Origin of the sequence: Brevibacillus laterosporus (genome assembly GCF_030489605.1) — a bacterium.
Lineage (GTDB): Bacteria > Bacillota > Bacilli > Brevibacillales > Brevibacillaceae > Brevibacillus_B > Brevibacillus_B laterosporus_E.
The window spans coordinates 84,356-103,740 of the sequence record NZ_JAUKFY010000001.1; the positions used below are offsets into that span (position 1 = coordinate 84,356).

Sequence of the window (19,385 nt, forward strand, 5' to 3'; positions counted from 1 at the left end):
GCCTAAAGTATAACTGTTTGAATTTTTATCATTCACAAAATCGTCAATATCTTTTATAATTGGTGTCGAAATCATGTTTTGTTGTTTTACTCTTTCTTTTCTAGTTTACCCGTTATATATCTTATGTCTTACTTTCCTGCCTTTTACTTTATGCAAAAAGAAAATTCTTTTTTTTCGATTTTTTCGCAAAAGAATAGGGGGAGAAGATTTATCAAGAAAAATAGCATTTAAACCTATACAGAAAAGGAGAGACGCATATGACAGCTACTAAAGGTTTAGAAGGTGTTGTTGCTGCTCAATCGGCAGTCTGTTCAATCATTGATGGCGTATTGTGCTATAGAGGTATTAATGTTGATGAATTAGCTGAAAACGCTACCTTTGAAGAAGTGGTATATCTACTTTGGCATGGAGCCCTACCGAAGCGCGATCAGCTGGAAGCCTTCCAGAAGGAATTAGGAGCAAACGCCCAAATCCCTCAAGAGCTTATTGAAAGCATTCGTAATTTTCCCGAAGGCGTTCACTCTATGGCGGCATTGCGCACAGCTGTCTCTTCGCTAGCGCTCTACGACAAAGAGGCACAGGAAATGTCAAAGGAAGCAAATTATCGCAAGTCAATCCGACTAACCGCTCAGACGCCCACTATCGTTGCGGCATATGACCGTCTTCGTAAGGGATTGGAACCAATTGCACCGAGAGAGGAGTATTCCATTGCCAAGAATTTCCTGTACATGCTAAGCGGAGAAGAACCATCTGATACGGCAGTAAAAGCATTTGATACGGCACTAATTCTACATGCCGACCATGAATTTAATGCTTCTACATTTTCAGCACGCGTGACAGTTGCTACCCTGACAGACATTTATTCTGGTGTGGTATCAGCGATTGGAACCTTGAAAGGCCCGTTGCATGGAGGAGCTAATGAAGCTGTTGCCACTATGCTAGAAAAAATCGGATCTGTAGACAAAGTCGTTCCTTATATTCGTCAGGCTTTAGATAATAAGGAAAAAATCATGGGCTTTGGTCATCGTGTTTATAAAGATGGCGATCCGCGTGCAAAGTGGTTGCGTCGTATGTCTAAAGAATTAACTGAACAACAAGGCAAAACAGAATTGTACGAAATGTCAGTGAAGATTGAAGAGCTGGTTACAGGTGAAAAAGGATTAAAGCCTAACGTAGACTTCTATTCTGCTTCGGTTTACGTATCACTTGGTTTAGCTATTGACTTGTTTACTCCTATTTTTGCGATCAGCCGGATGTCTGGCTGGACAGCTCACATCATGGAGCAATATGAAAATAATCGCTTAATTCGCCCGCGTGCAGACTATATTGGGCCAGTAAATCAGCACTTTATACCGATTGACCTAAGATAGTTCGCTTGCAATGAAAATTCTGGAACTGCCAATCGTGTGAGATTTGGTGGTTCTAGGCATGTCCTTTGGCAGGATTTTCATGTATTATAAAAAGAGATCAGATTATAAAAACATGGAGGGGTTCCTTTGTTTAAAAATCTTTCTGCACCAACACATGGAGAAAAAATCACCGTAGATAATGGCAAAATGGTTGTACCTAACAATCCAATCATTCCTTTTATTGAAGGGGACGGAACTGGACCTGATATTTGGAATGCATCTGTTCGCGTTTTAGATGCAGTCGTAGAAAAAGCATATAAAGGCGAGAAAAAAATCGCGTGGTTTGAAGTATTTGCTGGTGAAAAAGCATTTAATCAATATGGTGAGTGGCTGCCTGAAGATACATTAACAGCAATTCGTGAATATCTGATCGCAATTAAAGGACCTTTAACAACTCCGGTTGGAGGTGGAATTCGATCTATCAACGTGGCATTGCGTCAAGAGCTTGATTTGTATGCTTGCGTACGCCCTGTTCAATACTTCGATGGAGTACCATCTCCTGTTAAACACCCAGAACTTACTGACATGGTGATCTTCCGTGAAAATACTGAAGACATTTATGCTGGTGTCGAATGGGCTGAGGGGTCCGATGAAGTTAAAAAAGTTATTCAATTCTTACAAAGCGAAATGGGCGTTAAGAAAATTCGCTTCCCAGAATCTTCTGGTATCGGTATTAAGCCTGTTTCCAAAGATGGTACAGAACGTTTAGTTCGCGCTGCAATTGAGTATGCTTTAGAAAACAACCGTAAATCTGTAACACTTGTTCACAAAGGTAATATTATGAAATTTACCGAAGGCGCCTTTAAAAACTGGGGTTATGAAGTTGCTGAAGCTGAATATGGTGATAAAGTATTTACATGGGCACAGTACGACCGTTTAAAAGCGGAAGGAAAAGATGCCGATCAAGCTCAAAAAGAAGCAGAAGCAGCAGGCAAGCTAATCGTAAAAGACGTGATTGCAGACGCTTTCTTGCAACAAATCTTGACTCGTCCAGCAGAATATGATGTAGTAGCTACATTGAACTTAAATGGTGACTACATTTCCGATGCGCTGGCTGCACAAGTTGGAGGTATTGGTATCGCCCCTGGTGCCAACATCAACTATTTGACAGGTCATGCTATTTTTGAAGCAACCCATGGTACAGCTCCAAAATATGCTGGTCTTGATAAAGTAAATCCATCTTCTGTAATCCTGTCTGGTGAAATGATGCTTCGTCATTTAGGTTGGAATGAAGCAGCTGATCTGTTGATAGCAGCAATGGAAAAAACAATTTCATCTAAAGAAGTTACTTATGATTTTGCCCGTCTGATGGATGGTGCAAAAGAACTGAAAACATCTGAATTTGCAGATGCCTTAATCAAAAATCTTTAGGAATCGAAAACTTGAGGAGGTCTATTACATGTCTTTTCAACGCAAAAAAATCGCAGTCATCGGTAGTGGTTTCACAGGTGCAACAACAGCTTTTATCCTAGCTCAAAAGGAATTGGGTGATGTTGTTCTTGTTGATATCCCTCAATTAGAGAATCCTACAAAAGGAAAAGCATTAGACATGATGGAATCTTCCCCTGTACTAGGCTTTGATTCAAAAATCACAGGTACTGCTAACTATGCGGATATCCAAGGTGCTGATATGGTTATCATTACTGCTGGTATCGCTCGCAAACCTGGTATGTCCCGTGATGACTTGGTAAATACCAATGCTGGTATCATGAAATCAGTGGCAGAAAACGTAAAAATCTATGCTCCAAACTCAACTGTTATTATTTTGTCTAACCCAGTTGATGCAATGACTTACACATTCTACAAAGCATCCGGTTTTCCTAAAGAGCGTGTTATTGGTCAATCAGGTGTGCTAGATACAGCTCGTTTCCGCACATTCGTTGCTGAAGAATTGAATGTATCTGTAGAAGACGTAACAGGCTTCGTACTAGGTGGACACGGTGACGACATGGTTCCGCTTGTTCGTTATTCCTATGCTGGTGGTATCCCACTAGAAACATTAATTCCAAAAGATCGTCTTGATGCAATCGTGGAACGCACTCGCAAAGGTGGCGGTGAAATTGTTAGCTTGTTAGGCAATGGTTCCGCTTACTATGCACCGGCTGCTTCTTTAGTACAAATGGCAGAAGCAATCCTAAAAGACAAAAAACGCATTCTTCCATCTATCGCTTTATTGCAGGGTGAATATGGTTACCAAGACCTATACCTAGGTGTACCAACCTTGCTTGGTAAAGATGGTATCGAAAAAATCTATGAACTGGAATTGACAGAAGACGAAAAAGTAGCTTTGGATAAATCCGCTGACGCTGTTCGCAATGTCTTGAAAGTTCTTCAATAGAAAAAAATATAACTAAAAAGGAGAGCCATCGTTGCTCTCCTTTTTGTTTGTAACCGCTATCTATCCCGCCACTACGCCATCCATAAATCCTTACAGGAAGAAAACCAAATCTTTACAAGAAAATTACTTGCACCGCTAAATGTCATCTGTCAGACTGAGATTACAAGCCTAGAATACAAAGCATAAAGGTAATACTATAGAAGAGGTAAGTTGAGAATTACATGTAGGGGGAAGCATAAGTGACGAAGATTTTGGTAGTAGAAGATGAGGTATCTATTTCTAAATTGATTCAATTTAATTTGGAAAAGGCGGGCTATGAGGTAATTACCGCTTTTGACGGCAAACAGGCGTTAACAATGGCGCGTGAAGAGAAGCCAGATTTTATCATCTTAGACCTAATGCTTCCATATATGGATGGTCTAGATGTCTGCAAAACACTTCGTCAGGAACGAATCAATACTCCCATCCTTATCTTGACGGCAAAAGAGGATGAGCTGGACAAAATTTTGGGGCTCGAATTGGGAGCGGATGATTATATTACAAAGCCCTTTAGCCCTAGAGAAGTTGTCGCACGAGTCAAAGCTATTCTGCGCCGTTTTAATGCGAAGCCAGAACCAGATCCGGAAAAAGAAGAAGAACGTCAGTACTCATTTGGAGAAATCGTTATCTATCCGGAAAAATATGAGGTCTTCCTCCGTGACGAGAAGGTGGAGCTGACTCCGAAAGAATTTGAGTTGCTACTATACCTTGCAAGTAATGTTGGACGTGTTTTAACACGTGACCAATTGCTCAATGCAGTATGGAATTATGATTTTGTAGGTGATTCTCGAATTGTAGATGTACATGTCAGCCATTTGCGAGAAAAATTAGAGCAGGATACCAAAAACCCACGCTATATTAAAACGGTGCGTGGTCTCGGCTATAAATTAGAAGGCTAGGCCAGGGAGGGTACAGTGAATCGATTTCGCCTGAAGCTTACCTTTACAATACTAAGCTTAATTTCGCTTGTTCTTATTGTGATCGGGATATTTATTGGGAAAGTTATGGAACGATCCTATCTGCAGATGCAATATGATCTTTTAAGAAAAGAAGCCTTATTTATCTCTGAAACGATCATTGATCCAAAAATATTAGCTCAGCAGGAGCGTTTAGAAGCTCAAATTCAGCACTTTACTGAATCTATGGAGGTGCGTATTACTGTTGTTGATCCTTTGGGGATAGTAATGGCTGATACCTCAGGTGTAGATCAAAAGCTGAGAAATCATGCTCATCGGCCAGAGATAGAAGCGGCCCTCAGGGGACAGATAGGAATCGCCCATCGGGAAAGTGATACTCTACATCAGCAGATGATCTATGTGGCTGTGCCACTGAAGGATAATAGAACAGGACAAGTCGTTGGGGCGGTTCGTTCCGCTATGTCCATGCAGACCATTACTCAATCTGTCCATCAGATGTGGTTTAGTTTGGTCATGGGACTTGTAATTACTTTGATTATCGGTAGCATTGTCAGTTCACGCATCTCTCATGGCATTACCAAGCCAATTGAAGAGATTATTCGGGTTGCAAGAAATATTACGCAGCGTCAGTACGAGAGCCGCGTCAAAATTAAGCCCCGCGATGAGCTAGGTCAATTGGCAACAGCGATTAATTTTATGGCGTCTAGTTTGGAACAGCAGATGTATCAAATATCGGAGAATCAGCAACGTTTAACAGGAGTGCTGGCGACGATGCCCAGTGGCGTGATTTTAATCGCCGAAAATGGGCGGATTGAGCTTATAAATAATGCGGTTGAAAAAATGTTGAATATATCCAGTTCTGAATTCGTAGGGAAATTACATTTTGAAGCAGGTCATAATTACGGCTTTAGTAAGCATATAGATGATGTCATGCGCACGGGGGAACGGAAGCGGGATGAAATTCATATTTTTTATCCGACAGAGCGGATGATCTATGCTGACTTTTCTCCTTATGTGAACTACCGTGGTGAAATTAAAGGTGTTCTGGCAGTGTTAAATGACATTACAGATATTCGCCGATTAGAAAAGATGCGCAGTGATTTTGTTGCGAATGTTTCCCATGAGTTACGCACACCGATTACCTCTATTAAAGGCTTCACGGAAACCTTATTAGACGGAGCGCTTAAGGATGAAGAGATTAGCAGGCACTTTTTGCAAATTATTTATGACGAGAGTGAACGTCTTTTTAGATTAATTAGTGATATTTTAGATTTATCTAAAATTGAGCAAAAACGAATAACACTGACTTACACTGAGGTTGAGATGCATCGGCTCATAGAAGAAACAGCGGTCCTGCTTCGGGAACAACTGCAACGAAAAGAGCTAAAGCTCATTTTGCCTGCCGATCAAGGAATTATGCTGCGCGCTGATAAGGATTGCTTGCAGCAGATTTTGCTTAACCTGCTGGCAAATGCGATAGCTTATACACCAGAGGGCGGGAACATCACGATTGAACTGAGAAGGGACGAAGATAATCTTTACCTGGATGTGGCGGATACGGGCATAGGGATTCCAGAGGATGATCTTGGACGGATTTTTGAGCGGTTCTATCGTGTTGATAAAGCACGATCACGTGATTCTGGTGGGACTGGTTTAGGCTTAGCTATTGTGAAGCACATATGTGAGTCTTTACATGGCTCCATTACTGTAAGAAGTACGGAGGGTGTTGGCTCTGTGTTTTCGGTTACCTTACCCTTGGACAATCCAATCTCATAATTGATGGAGTGAAAATAGAGTGCCAAACCGCCATTAGAGCTGTAGCACTCTATTTTTGACTGAAAAGATTTCCTGTACGGAAAAAGATTTCCTAAGCATTAGTCATCGAGTGAAACAACCACCTCTTGTTCATACTACAAAATGGAGGTGAAGGATTCTGTGATTAGTCTGATGGCAGGCTTGATGCTGGTTTTACAATTACAAGGAAATATACCAGTTGTTCAAAAGATGAAACAGGATGTCGTCTCAATAGACCGAAAAGCATTTACTCTTCCATTTACACATATTCCTATTCTGGATGTTTCTAAACTGGAAGCGTACATGTCAAGGCTTGAGAAGCAGGTATATCGTTCTCCAATAAATGCCAAATGGGATGAACGTGAGAAAATTATCCCGGAAAAACATGGCCAGCGTTTAAATCGTCAAGCCTTTATGGAATCATTTATTTCTTATTTTTATACCAATCAACAAACTCACTTACAAATTCCTACTCTTGCGGTTTTACCTAAAGTAGATGCTTCATTATTGAAAGAAGTTTCACAAAAACAGATTGGTGCTTATGTTACTTACTATAATCCTCGCAATAAGAATCGGGCCAGTAATATTGCCCTCTCTAGCAAATCCATCGACAATGCGGTGTTGTTTCCTGGAGAAACGTTTTCTTTTAATCAAACAGTGGGAGAAAGAACCACAAAAAAGGGATATTTACCTGCTCCAGTAATTGTTCGCGGAGAATTATCAGAAGGGATTGGCGGGGGAATTTGTCAGGTTTCTTCTACTTTATATAATGCCGTGGACAAGTCGGGTTTAAAAATTTTACAGCGTTATGCCCATAGCCGTAATGTTGCTTATGTACCTCCGGGCAGAGACGCGACGGTTAGCTGGTATGGTCCCGATTTTCGTTTTCAAAATCGCTATGCATACCCAATCCTGATTCGAGCAAGAGCTAGTAATGGCATGGTGGTTGTTCGGATATTTTCCTTCTCAGATTTAGATTATGATCCGCGTGAGGTACCTACCGTTCGTAAGCGATTGCCGGAAGAAACTGACCAGCCATTGGACAATGAAAGCAGTAAATCACAGCCAAAAAAACTGCCATTACACTAAGGAAATTTGCACTCCCCTATAAGGTATAAATTATAACCAAAGTATAATATATAAATGAAAAAAGTTGCAATCAACTATAAATATTTCTATCATTATTACTAGGTTTCTACTAGAGACGATACCACAAGAATGAGGGAGTGCGATGAAAACATATGGCTAAGCAACACAAAAAAACGACCCTATCTTCGTTTTTACTAAAGTTTATTTTTATTACCATTGGAGCCGTTATGATGGCTGTATCACTGGAGCTGTTCCTTGTTCCTAATAAAGTGATTGACGGAGGAATTGCTGGTATCTCCATTATGATGTCCTCCATTACCAATTTACCATTGGGATTATTTCTCTTCTTCTTCAACTTACCGTTTTTGATTATTGGCTTTAAGCAAATCGGTAAAACCTTTGCTATTTCTACTCTGTACGGAATCGCAATCATGTCGTTAACGACTTCCATGCTCCATCATGTACCCGCATTTACGAATGAAAAAATGCTCGCCGTTTTGTTTGGTGGTGTCATTCTTGGGGTGGGTGTAGGTCTAGTTATCCGTTTTGGGGGTACATTAGATGGAACAGAAATCGTTGCGATCCTGCTATCCAGAAAAACTAGAGTTCCTGTTGGGCAGCTTATCATGTTTATCAATTTCTTTATTTTTATCATGGCTGGCTTTGTCTTTGAATGGGATTCTGCTATGTATTCGATTTTTACTTATTATATAGCCTTTAAATTGATTGATATTGTCGTAGAGGGCTTAAATGAATCCAAATCAGTAACGATTATTTCGAAAGAATACGAAGAAATTTCTGAGGCAATTAATGCGCGTTTGGGACGCAGTACAACTTATGTCTACGCACGAGGCGGATACAGCAAGGAAGAAACACAAATGATCTATTGTGTTGTTACGCGCTTGGAAGTGGCTAAGCTGCGTGCTATTATACACGAGATTGACGATAATGCGTTCATCGCCATTGAGCATGTTTCAGATGTTTCTGGTGGAAATTTTGCCAAAAAAGATATTCATTAAACGAAAAAACAAAAATCCCTTGTCAAAAAGCAAGGGATTTTTATTATTCCTACCATAAAAAATGAATCACTCGAGCGACCATATAACCAAGCACGATCGTCCAAATCACTTTTCCCCATCTGGGAAGGTTAGCTATATATTCACCCATTCCATTAAAAAAACTACGTCGTTTCATTTTGATTCAGTTCCTCCTTTGGCCTGTTAAAGCGGATAAAAAGGAAAATTCCGAACAGAATGATGAAGCCGCCAATCCATTGTGGCAACGTAACGATATCGCCAAAAATCAGATAGGCAAGAATGCAGGTGCCAATCGGTTCAAACAGAATCCCTACGGAAACCGTAGTAGTATTTAGCCATTTAATGACCCAATTCAATATAGAATGGCCAAGTAAAGTAGGGAAGAAAGCTAAACAGATAAACCAACCCCAGTCCGCAAGCGGATACCCTGTCAGTGCATGACCATAAAATAAACTATGTCCAAGCAAAAAGACGGAACTGATGAGATAGACAACGAAGCTATATGCTGTCGATGATATACCACGACGAAGATACTGTCCAATTAACCAGTATAATGTCACAACAAAGGCTGCAAGCAGGGCTAGTAAATCTCCGTATAGAGCCATTCCTCCTACACGAAAATCTCCCCAGCCAATAACGAAGCTGCCCATGATCGCAAAAATACCGCCACCCATAGCTAATTTACTCAGGCGTTCCTTAAAGAGAAAATAGCCACCGACAAAGGCATACAAAGGCTGGAGCGTTACGAGCACCGTAGAACTAGCGATGGAAGTATAACGAAGTGATTCAAACCAGAGCAGGAAATGAGCGGCTAGGAAGCCTCCAGATAGAATACTTAATAGCCATTGCTTTCTGCTAAATTGAACGATTTCACGCCAAGTACCTTTATTTATGAACAAAAAGGGTATGGTCAGTATAACGGAAAACACCAGGCGATAGGTGGCAATGACTGGTGCTGGCGCCGACGATAGCTTAACAAAGATAGCAGAAGTTGAAATGGCTAAAACAGCTAAAAATAAGGCAAAATAAGGCGGTATGATGGGTCTCTCCATGATTGTAATATCCTCTCAGTCACAACAGTTATCGTTATTGAAAAAATGAAAAAACCAGCTAGAATCACCGGCAGACCATATGCAGTCTGCCCTTATTTTACAAGAGGAAAGTCCAACTCACAACCGTGATGAAATGCTGATATGAAACGGACTCTTCGCGGTTAAGCGATTGCCCAGTTTCCTTTTTTCTTTTAGGTCTACCTGTGGTAAGATGAAAGGTAATGAATTAACAGAAAGGGGTCGGACGCACATGAACCATTTTGTGCTGATTGATGGGAATAGTATCGCTAACCGTGCCTTTTATGCGTTGCCGCTACTGTCCACCTCACAAGGACTTCACACGAATGCAGTGCTTGGTTTTACGACCATGCTGCTAAAAGTAATAGATGAAATGAAACCGACTCATATTCTAGTTGCTTTTGATGCAGGTAAAGTGGTATTTCGCCACTCTGAATATACAGAGTACAAGGGAGGACGCGCTAAGACGCCCTCAGAGTTATCCGAGCAATTTCCATTAATTCGCGAGCTATTAGACGCATTTTCAATAAAAAGATTTGAATTAGAAGGCTATGAAGCTGACGATATCATCGGAACGTTAACATTACGAGCTGAAGAGGAACAGGTCAAAACGACCGTAATCACCGGGGATAAAGATATGCTGCAACTAGTGTCCCCGTATGTATCTACAGCAATTACGCGAAAAGGGATAAGTGAAATCGAGTTGTATTCGACAGAGGAAATATTTGGAAAATATGGCTTGAAGCCTGAACAGATCATTGACCTGAAAGGGTTAATGGGGGATAGCTCCGATAATATTCCAGGTGTTCCAGGGGTAGGAGAGAAAACGGCCCTTAAATTATTGCACCAATTCGGTTCTGTTGAAGAGGTGCTAGCTAATATCGAGCAGGTGTCTGGCAAAAAGCTGCAGGAAAATCTACGCAACAATGTAGAGCAAGCAAAAATGAGCAAATCGCTTGCAACCATTATGCGTGATACACCAGTTGACATCAGTATTGCTGATTCTCAATATACGGGATACGAGCCTGATAAGCTAATTGAGTTCTTTAAAAAAATGGAATTTAAATCATTGCTATCAAAGGTAAAGGGTGGTAACAGCATTGCAGATAGCTATGGTCAAGGTAGTGCAGAAGCGGCTGAAGGCTCTTCAGCGAACACTTCATTACCAGGCAAGCCTTTTACTTATACGGTTGTCGAAGAAGGTAAATTGGCTGATTATGAGCCTCTATTGACCTCTCCCATGAGCTTGGTGGTAGAGATGGATGGAGAGAACTATCATTATGCGCCAATTATCGGATTTGGTTTAGCTACAGAAGAACAAGCTTTTTTCATTCCTTATGAAACGGCTAAAAGCTGGACAGCCTTTACAGATTGGCTACAGGATGCCTCTAAACAAAAGTGGGTCTTCGATGGCAAACGTGAAACGGTTGGTCTTTGCTGGCATGAAATGGACCTAAAGGGAATTGGTTTTGACTTATTCCTTGCATCCTATTTGATTAATGCTAGCGAGAGCAACCCTACTTTGTCTGATGCTACTGCCAAATTCTCGTCTGTCAAAGTGGCGTCTGATGAGGATATCTATGGCAAAGGGGCAAAGCGAAGTCTGCCGGCGATGGAGCTCATTAGTGAACATGTAGCGCGTAAGGCGCAGGCTTTGTGGCAGAGTGTTCTTCAAGCCAAAGAAGAGCTTGCGTCTAACCAATTAACAGAGCTTTACACAAAGATTGAACAGCCTCTTAGTCTGGTGCTTGCCGATATGGAAGAGATAGGTGTTCTGATTAATCAGGAGCAGCTTCATCAGATGGGCGAGGAGCTGGACAAGCAATTAGAGGCGTTGACTGAGAAAATTTATGAGCAGGCAGGTACTACGTTTAACATAAATTCTCCGAAGCAATTAGGGGAGATTCTGTTTGAACGCATGGGAATTCCGCCTGAAAAGAAAACGAAGACAGGCTATTCTACCAGCGCAGATGTGCTAGAGAAGCTGGCTCAAAAATATCCGATCGTGATAGATATTCTTACGTACCGTCAATTAGGTAAGCTACGTTCTACTTATATTGAAGGACTTTTAAAAGAGATTCATGGCAAAACAGGCAGAGTGCATACGCGTTTCAACCAAGCCACAACTGCTACCGGACGGCTTAGCAGCACGGAACCTAATCTGCAAAATATCCCGATCCGTTTGGAAGAGGGGCGCAAAATCAGAAAAGCATTTGTTCCGACAAATGACAACTGCTACATCCTCGCTGCTGATTATTCGCAGATCGAGCTGAGAATATTAGCGCATATTTCAAAGGACCCCAATCTCATTGACGCTTTCGTAAATAATATGGACATTCATACACGCACAGCGATGGACGTATTCGGAGTAAGCGAAGACGAGGTAACTTCCAATATGCGCCGTCAAGCGAAGGCTGTTAACTTTGGAATTGTCTACGGAATCAGCGATTTTGGTTTATCTCAGAATTTAAATATACCGCGTAAGGAAGCGGCTGAATTTATAGCCCGCTATTTTGATGTATTTTCAGGTGTTCAGAATTACATGGAAGAGATTAAACATCAGGCAAAGAAGGACGGCTATGTGACGACACTACTGCACCGCCGTCGTTATCTACCGGATATTGCAAGCAAAAACTTTAATCTACGTTCTTTTGCAGAGCGTACCGCTATGAACACTCCTATTCAAGGAACGGCTGCCGATATTATTAAATTGGCCATGATCCAGATGCAAGAGGCCCTCGTTGAGAATCAGCTAAAAAGTCGAATGCTTCTTCAGGTACACGATGAATTGGTGTTTGAGGTTCCAGAGGATGAATTAGAAACGATGCAAAAGCTGGTAGCTAACGTGATGGAGAACGCACTGAAACTGGACGTTCCGCTTAAAGTAGATGTAAATTATGGGAAAACCTGGTATGACGCCAAGTAGGAGGGACATCTAATGCCAGAACTACCAGAGGTAGAAACCGTTGTTCGCACACTGAGAACACTAGTGCTGAACAAGAAGATTGAACGGGTAAGCGTATTTTTGCCGCGGATTATTCGCCGTCCTGCCGATGTGGAACAATTTAAATCCATTTTAGTTGGACAAACCATTCGTGCTGTTGAACGGCGAGCAAAATTTATTAAATTTATCCTCGATCAGGATGTATTAATTTCACATTTGCGTATGGAAGGAAGATATGGAGTTTACCAATCCTCTGAAGAGATAGAAAAGCATACGCATGTGATTTTTCATTTCACGGATGGAACGGAGCTTCGCTATCGGGATGTGCGTCAATTTGGAACGATGGACGTTATTCCATTAGGGAAGGAACAAGAGGTGGAGCCGCTGAAAAAGCTGGGACCTGAGCCTTTAGACGAAGCTTTTACACCTGACTTGCTCTCAAGCATGTTAAAACGTAAAACCACTAAAATCAAACCATTGCTATTAAATCAGGAATTTATGGTGGGCTTGGGGAATATTTATGTGGACGAGGCTCTTTTCCGAGCAAATATACATCCAGAACGGGTAGCTAATACATTGACGAATGAGCAAATAGAGATTTTGCATACGAGTATTGTACAGACCCTGCAAGAAGCGATTGAAGCTGGGGGAAGCTCTATTAAATCCTATGTTAATGGACAAGGTGAAATGGGGATGTTCCAACAAGTATTAAAGGTGTACGGGAGAAAAGGAGAACTGTGTCCAAGTTGCTCCACAGAGATTGTGAAAATTGTTGTAGGAGGACGCGGAACGCACTTTTGCCCATCCTGTCAAAAATAGACCGCTAATCGGGAAGGAGGAGATAGCGTGATTTTGGGTCTAACAGGAGGAATTGCGAGCGGAAAAAGCACTGTTGCAGCTATGCTGCGTGAACGGGGAGTCACCGTTATCGACGCGGATCTTATTGCCCGAGAAGTGGTAGAGGTGGGCAAGCCGGCCTACAAAGGGATTGTCAAATACTTTGGTACGAGTGTTTTGGATGAGACAGGCGCCTTAAATCGTGCCGTGCTAGGGGAAATTATCTTTAGTGATAGAGAAAAGCGAATGGTTTTAAATGAAATCGTTCATCCAGAAGTACGCAAGGAAATGCGTCTGCAAGCTACTCTAGCACAGGAACGCGGGGAGCGGCTTGTCTTTATGGACATTCCGTTATTATATGAAAGCAAGCTTACCTATATGGTAGACAGAGTTGTGGTTGTTTACGTACCGGAATCCGTACAGTTTATACGGTTAATGGAGCGGGATGAATTTGATGAGGAGCAGGCGAAAAAGCGTTTGCGAGCCCAAATGAGTATTGAAGAAAAGCGTAAATTAGCTAATTATGTAATCGATAACCAAGGTAGCCGCTCAGACACTCAGAAGCAGGTGGATGAATTGGTGACTAGCTTGCTTGCGGAGATCATTTCATGAAAACGCTACGCTCTGCTATTCTCTTGTTTTCCGTTTTTATTATCATCTATCTGCTACTAAACTCCTCTTTTGTTTGGAAACTAATGTACCCGATCAAATATGAGGAACAAATTCGGTTAGTGAGTAAGAAATACGAAGTAAATCCATACCTTGTGCTTGCTGTCATTCGATCCGAATCTAAATTTAAGCCGGATTTGGTTTCGAAAAAGGGAGCAGTCGGTTTAATGCAATTGATGCCAAACACAGCAGAATGGATACAGTCTCAGGGGAAGCTAGAGATGCTGTATCCTGCTGATTTAGAACATCCTGCAACTAACATTAATTTAGGTACCTGGTATCTATCTTATTTGTTACAAATGTTTAAAGGCAATGAAGTGCTTGCATTGGCTGCTTATAATGCAGGGCAAGGTAATGTGAAAAATTGGTTGCATAATAAGCAATGGGAAGGGACTCGTGAAACGATCTCCGATATCCCGTTTGGGGAGACCCGTCATTATGTCCAACGTGTTTTGTATTATGAAGATCGTTATAAAGAAGTATACGAGAATAGCTTTCCTAATCTTGCTCCCTGATGGTAATCTGTCAGGGAGCCTTCTTTTATTCCTCAAACAGTAGATTAATAGGCTCCTCAGGCAATTCAGGCGAGATCTCTAGGTGCGTTACTGGCGTTTTTAGATCTACTTCCTCAAAACGAAGGCTGTCCACCCAAATCTGACCGCCGCCCTGTAGGAATGCGCCAAATGCAATCGCCTCGCTATGAGAAGGGACATCCAATACGATGCGATACATATTCCATTCCGTTGTCCCTTGAATAGGACGATTACTCATATTATCAAACTGTAATATCTTTTCTTCACTTCCATCCACTCTCATCCAAAAGCCTCCCGAGCCTGTCACAGACTTTGTTTGAATAAATCCTGTTAATTGCATGCGCTTACCTAGGTATTTATGTGCCTGAAACATTTGCATCATCGTGCCAAATCCTTCTGGGTGAGGTTGTTTTGAACGAAGATAGCCTGAACATGTACCGTGGTGAATGATATGATAATCCACCCCCATCTCATAGGCTCCAGGATTGGTACCTTGAAGCATCCAGCCAGTGGGTTTTAGATCAGTAGAGATTGAATTCATAGAAAGCTCCTCCTGTTTGAATAAAAGTGTTTGCATATAGCGGCGATAGATGGCAGGTGGCATAAGATATTCCTTTTTGAAGGCGCGAGTAAATGATTCCTGTGATTCAAAGCCTAGTGTAACTGCAATATCTAAAATGCCTAGAGTAGAGGAACAAAGCAGAGAGACTGCTTTTGCTAAACGCCGTTTTTTTATGTACTCGTAGGGGGGAAATCCTACGTGTTTAAGAAATAAAGCATGAAAATGAGCGACTGAATAGCCAGCTTGTCGAGCCAAATCGGAAACAGTGATTTCTTCAAATAATTGTTTCTCTATACAGTGAAGAGATTGAATGATTGACCGTTCTTGTTCATTCATCTGTAAAGCTTCTCCTCTCCAAGTTTTCTGTTTGATATGTAAAGCTTACCAAAACATAGCAGCAGGTCTTTTGATCAAATCTCTGGATATTGCTTTGCCTGAACAGGGACACCAATCTTTTTGGAGTATCTAATTATCACTGCTTGTGCAGATATGTAGCAAACTGCCCAAATTTACAGTTTTTAAGTAAAACACATTGTCAAATATGACATACTTAATATATTATTAATAGTGATTAGAGTAACTTATTTCAGGGAGGGGCAACATAAAATGACAATTAAAATCGGGATAAATGGGTTTGGACGTATTGGGCGCATGGTTTTTCGCAAAGCGATCCAAGATCCATCCATCGAGGTTGTGGCTATTAACGCTAGCTATCCTCCTGAAACCCTAGCTCATTTATTAAAATATGATTCCGTTCATGGGACCTTAGCCCATGACGTTACTGTAGATGGTAATTGCATTGTAATTAATGGAAAAAATACACAGGTGTTATCCGATCGCGATCCTTTGAACCTACCATGGGGAAAGCTTGGGGTAGAAGTGGTTGTGGAAGCGACTGGGAAATTCACAGATCGTAGTGGTGCCGGGAAGCATATAAAAAGCGGTGCTAAAAAAGTAGTTATTACTGCACCTGGTAAAGACGAGGACGCGACTATTGTAATGGGTGTCAATGAAGATCAATACGATCATGAGCATCACCATATTGTTTCGAATGCTTCCTGCACGACCAACTGTCTTGCGCCTGTAGCTAAAGTGCTGCATGAAGCTTTTCAGATTCAATCCGGGCTTATGACTACTATTCATTCCTACACGAACGATCAGGTGAATCTGGATAACCCGCATAAGGATTTACGCCGCGCGCGTGCTTGTGCCCAATCGATTATTCCAACGACAACAGGAGCAGCCAGAGCGGTAGGCAAGGTATTGCCGGAATTAAATGGCAAACTGAATGGTTTTGCTTTACGTGTGCCTACTCCAAATGTTTCTGTGGTCGATTTGGTTGTACAAATCGCTAAAAATGTCACTGCACAAGAGGTCAATCGGGTGCTGCGCGCAGCAAGCGAAGGAGCTTTAAAAGGCTATTTAGGCTATACAGATGCACCTCTTGTTTCAACTGATTTTAATGGTAATGAAAATTCCTCAATCGTGGATGGTTTGTCCACTATGGTGATGAGTGATAAGCATGTAAAGGTCATTGCTTGGTACGATAATGAGTGGGGATATTCCTGCCGTGTTCTTGATTTGGTAAAGCATGTGTCAGAGCATGTAAATCAATCGAAACGGATTTTAACAGGCAGTACACACAGATAAAAGATTCATTTGGCATTTTAATTCTGAAAAATGATTGTTATTTGAATTTATCAAAAAGAGGCTGATTTCATAAGTAATGAAATCGGCTTTTTTATTTTTTAACCCAAAAATCTTGCATAATCATTCCAGTATTGGATTTTATATCATTTATTTATCTGGTTTCATGTAAAATATTGCTATGATTAATATGGTTGGAAAGGCAGTGCACAAGAAGAGGAGGAATGAAATGAACAGGTTATCATTGCGTAAGTGGATAGCCGCCGGTAGCGGATGTGTGCTGGCTGCTGGTATGTTATTAGCTCCATTTGAGATGTCAGGAAGCGCTTCTGTATTGTATGCACAGGAAAAGAAAGAAGCTTACGGCAAGCTATTAACGCAAAAAGAAGTGGAAGAACGTGTGAAGCAATGGATTACCATTCCTGCGGATTATAAACTTAGAAATTCCCGATTGGAAATAGATGACGAACAAGCAGGCTCTCCATACTGGTCGATAAGCTGGGAGACAAGTGATAAAAACAACAAATTTATTAATGCATCAGTTAATGCTCAAACAGGAGAATTGATTGGTCTTTTTAAATATACACGCAACAATAAAACGGTGAAAAAGGCGGTTAATGAGAAAGAAGCGGAAAAAACAGCATGGGCTTTTATTGAAAAGGTAGCTAAATCAAAAAAAGATTCTTTGAGTAAAGCAAATGAAATTGTCCCATTGACGAATAACAATCATTTTACATTTGTCTATACCCGCATGTCTGACGAAATTCCATTCCTTGAAAACGGAGTAACGATTGAGGTTGATGCTGATGGTGAAATTACGTCCTATAATCTTACGTGGGATGAGGGAAAAATTCCTTCTCCTAAGGCTGCCATTTCCCTAGAACAAGCGGAGAAAACACTAAAGGGACTACTAGATCCACAGGTACAATACATGAGATCTGACAGGCATAAAAACAGGAACAGCGGGGACGTAACGTATACCCCTGTTTATATATACGGTAACAATAATGCTAAGTTTTTGGATGCAAATAGTGGTGAGGCGATCAGTTCAAATGGCCGCAAAGCGGAAACTAGCAAAAAAATCACCCCATTAGGCGATAAAATTACATTTACAAAAAATCAAACGCTTGAAAAAATCGGCAAAGACCAAGCAGAACAAATCGCAATGAAATGGGCTGAAAGGCTAGGGAAGGGCTGGGTTTATAATGGGACAGGCGGGACAGGCTCCAGTGTAGACTCCACAGGTATCAAAACATTGAATTGGTCATTTAGATTTATTTCAAATAATCAAAGCTCCCCATCCAATGAAGAAGAAATAAGAATTAAGATAAATGACAAGGGCCAATTCCAGTCCTTTTCAAAACGTAACGATAAAGCATCGGAAGATACGAAAGGGAAAAAAGCGATTGATAAGAAAGAAGCGGAAAAGGTAGCCATTGAGATGATCAAAAGCCTCTACCCTGATCATACGGGGCAGATGTATCTTAAAACAGGAGACGATCCTTCCATTAGAGGCGATAAGGGACGATCTTACATTTTTACATTTGGATACTTATATAAAGATACTCCTATTGATGGTAGAGACATCGAAGTTGAAGTAAATAAATTTAATAATGAAGTCACTGATATTTGGCTCTATCAAAGGGAAGATGGCTCCCCTTTGCGAAGTAATAATGTTTTTGAAACGATTCAGGTATCAAAGAAAGAAGCGATAGAAAAGGAGATAAAAGAGAAAAAAGCAATGCTTACTTATTATAAAGCTCCTTTCTATATTGCAAGGGCAGATGAGTCTGTGAAGGAGTCATCTCAAGAGATTCCGATACAGCTCGTCTATCGTTATGTAGGGAATGAAAAATATGTAAACGCGGCTACTGGTGAATTAATAGAACCATGGGGATTTAGCGATGCTCAATCCGCTACTGATATTGAGGGACACAAAAGTGAGGAAGCCCTAGGCAATATGCTAAATAGGGGGCTGTTCTTCCTAGAGGATGGAAAGCTGGAGCCAGATAAAGAGATATCCAGGGCTCAATTTGTGGCATTGATGGTTAAAATATCAAACGAGCTGGATCTCGATTATCGATCCTATGATGATGAAAATGATGAGAAGCCTTATACGTTCTCAGATGTACCTACGAATCATCCGTATTATGCTGCCATATCTCAGGCCTCTCAATTCAAAATCATCCCATCTTCAGCTCGCTTTGAGCCTGATCGTGCCATTACACGTTATGAAGCAATAGAAATGTTTATGCAGACATTACAATTTGGATCTCTACTGTCCAAGTCCGATATCTTTCAATCCCCTTATCCAGATGTAGAAAGAGAACAAGTACCTGCATATACACTAGCGTATGCATTAGGTTATATGAGCACACCGAAGGGAACTAAGATAGAGCCAAATAAAAACGTAACACGCGCAGAAGCGGCAGATCTGATTTACCAATTTTATCAGCAATACAGACACTGATAAATCGGTGCAAAGCAAAACTCCCTCTCA

General features: G+C 41.2%; 16 protein-coding genes. 13 read left to right on the plus strand and 3 right to left on the minus strand.

Annotation, left to right across the window (positions count from 1 at the left end):
* Nucleotides 1–257: 257 nt before the first annotated feature.
* The 7 genes from citZ (at nucleotide 258) to QZ995_RS00400 (ending at nucleotide 8,605) form a co-directional block, all read left to right on the plus strand.
* Nucleotides 258–1,370, plus strand: coding sequence for a citrate synthase (citZ, locus tag QZ995_RS00370; protein WP_301801680.1), 1,113 nt, complete (start codon nucleotides 258–260; stop codon nucleotides 1,368–1,370).
* 126 nt (nucleotides 1,371–1,496) lie between these two features.
* Nucleotides 1,497–2,780 carry an NADP-dependent isocitrate dehydrogenase gene (gene icd, locus QZ995_RS00375; protein WP_031411122.1) on the plus strand — a complete coding sequence of 428 codons (1,284 nt, stop codon included), beginning with the start codon at nucleotides 1,497–1,499 and terminating at the stop codon, nucleotides 2,778–2,780.
* 28 nt (nucleotides 2,781–2,808) lie between these two features.
* A complete protein-coding gene (gene mdh, locus QZ995_RS00380) occupies nucleotides 2,809–3,747 on the plus strand; it encodes a malate dehydrogenase (protein ID WP_301801687.1) in 939 nt (312 codons plus the stop codon).
* A gap of 239 nt (nucleotides 3,748–3,986) precedes the next feature.
* Nucleotides 3,987–4,685 carry a response regulator transcription factor gene (locus QZ995_RS00385; protein WP_301801690.1) on the plus strand — a complete coding sequence of 233 codons (699 nt, stop codon included), beginning with the start codon at nucleotides 3,987–3,989 and terminating at the stop codon, nucleotides 4,683–4,685.
* Nucleotides 4,686–4,700: 15 nt separating this feature from the next.
* Entirely contained in the window at nucleotides 4,701–6,479 is a 1,779-nt protein-coding gene (pnpS, locus tag QZ995_RS00390) for a two-component system histidine kinase PnpS (RefSeq protein WP_301801691.1), read from the plus strand.
* Between the two features lie 159 nt (nucleotides 6,480–6,638).
* A complete protein-coding gene (locus tag QZ995_RS00395; RefSeq protein WP_301801693.1) occupies nucleotides 6,639–7,586 on the plus strand; it encodes a VanW family protein in 948 nt (315 codons plus the stop codon).
* A gap of 152 nt (nucleotides 7,587–7,738) precedes the next feature.
* Nucleotides 7,739–8,605, plus strand: coding sequence for a YitT family protein (locus QZ995_RS00400; protein ID WP_301801695.1), 867 nt, complete (start codon nucleotides 7,739–7,741; stop codon nucleotides 8,603–8,605).
* Nucleotides 8,606–8,654: 49 nt separating this feature from the next.
* On the opposite strand, the gene QZ995_RS00405 is transcribed toward QZ995_RS00400, so the two are convergent.
* Together QZ995_RS00405 and QZ995_RS00410 are read right to left on the minus strand one after the other, a co-directional pair.
* Complete coding sequence (locus QZ995_RS00405) at nucleotides 8,655–8,780, minus strand: hypothetical protein (protein ID WP_301801696.1); 126 nt, start codon at nucleotides 8,778–8,780, stop codon at nucleotides 8,655–8,657.
* The gene (locus QZ995_RS00410; RefSeq protein WP_301801697.1) at nucleotides 8,767–9,675 is read right to left on the minus strand and encodes a DMT family transporter; all 909 of its coding nucleotides are present in this window, start codon (nucleotides 9,673–9,675) and stop codon (nucleotides 8,767–8,769) included. The genes QZ995_RS00405 and QZ995_RS00410 overlap by 14 nt, the downstream gene beginning before the upstream one ends.
* Before the next feature lie 250 nt (nucleotides 9,676–9,925).
* Here QZ995_RS00410 and polA point away from each other — a divergent pair, with 250 nt between their 5' ends.
* The 4 genes from polA to QZ995_RS00430 are packed head-to-tail and all read left to right on the plus strand — an operon-like array spanning nucleotide 9,926 to nucleotide 14,658.
* Nucleotides 9,926–12,619 (plus strand): DNA polymerase I, encoded by a 2,694-nt coding sequence (gene polA, locus QZ995_RS00415; RefSeq protein ID WP_301801699.1) that lies wholly within the window; start codon nucleotides 9,926–9,928, stop codon nucleotides 12,617–12,619.
* A 12-nt stretch (nucleotides 12,620–12,631) separates the two neighbouring features.
* Nucleotides 12,632–13,456 carry a DNA-formamidopyrimidine glycosylase gene (gene mutM, locus QZ995_RS00420; protein ID WP_301801701.1) on the plus strand — a complete coding sequence of 275 codons (825 nt, stop codon included), beginning with the start codon at nucleotides 12,632–12,634 and terminating at the stop codon, nucleotides 13,454–13,456.
* 27 nt (nucleotides 13,457–13,483) lie between these two features.
* Complete coding sequence (coaE, locus tag QZ995_RS00425; RefSeq protein WP_301801702.1) at nucleotides 13,484–14,086, plus strand: dephospho-CoA kinase; 603 nt, start codon at nucleotides 13,484–13,486, stop codon at nucleotides 14,084–14,086.
* On the plus strand, nucleotides 14,083–14,658 hold the full coding sequence (locus QZ995_RS00430) for a lytic transglycosylase domain-containing protein (protein WP_301801704.1): 576 nt from the start codon (nucleotides 14,083–14,085) through the stop codon (nucleotides 14,656–14,658). Before coaE ends, QZ995_RS00430 begins: the two co-directional genes overlap by 4 nt.
* 25 nt (nucleotides 14,659–14,683) lie before the next feature.
* On the opposite strand, the gene QZ995_RS00435 is transcribed toward QZ995_RS00430, so the two are convergent.
* The gene (locus tag QZ995_RS00435) at nucleotides 14,684–15,574 is read right to left on the minus strand and encodes a helix-turn-helix domain-containing protein (RefSeq protein ID WP_301801706.1); all 891 of its coding nucleotides are present in this window, start codon (nucleotides 15,572–15,574) and stop codon (nucleotides 14,684–14,686) included.
* Nucleotides 15,575–15,844: 270 nt separating this feature from the next.
* Between QZ995_RS00435 and QZ995_RS00440 the strand changes: the two genes are divergently transcribed.
* Together QZ995_RS00440 and QZ995_RS00445 are read left to right on the plus strand one after the other, a co-directional pair.
* Complete coding sequence (locus tag QZ995_RS00440) at nucleotides 15,845–16,888, plus strand: glyceraldehyde-3-phosphate dehydrogenase (protein WP_301801708.1); 1,044 nt, start codon at nucleotides 15,845–15,847, stop codon at nucleotides 16,886–16,888.
* A 226-nt stretch (nucleotides 16,889–17,114) separates the two neighbouring features.
* Nucleotides 17,115–19,355, plus strand: a complete 2,241-nt coding sequence (locus QZ995_RS00445) for a YcdB/YcdC domain-containing protein (protein ID WP_301801709.1) — start codon at nucleotides 17,115–17,117, stop codon at nucleotides 19,353–19,355.
* The last annotated feature ends 30 nt before the right edge of the window (nucleotides 19,356–19,385 follow it).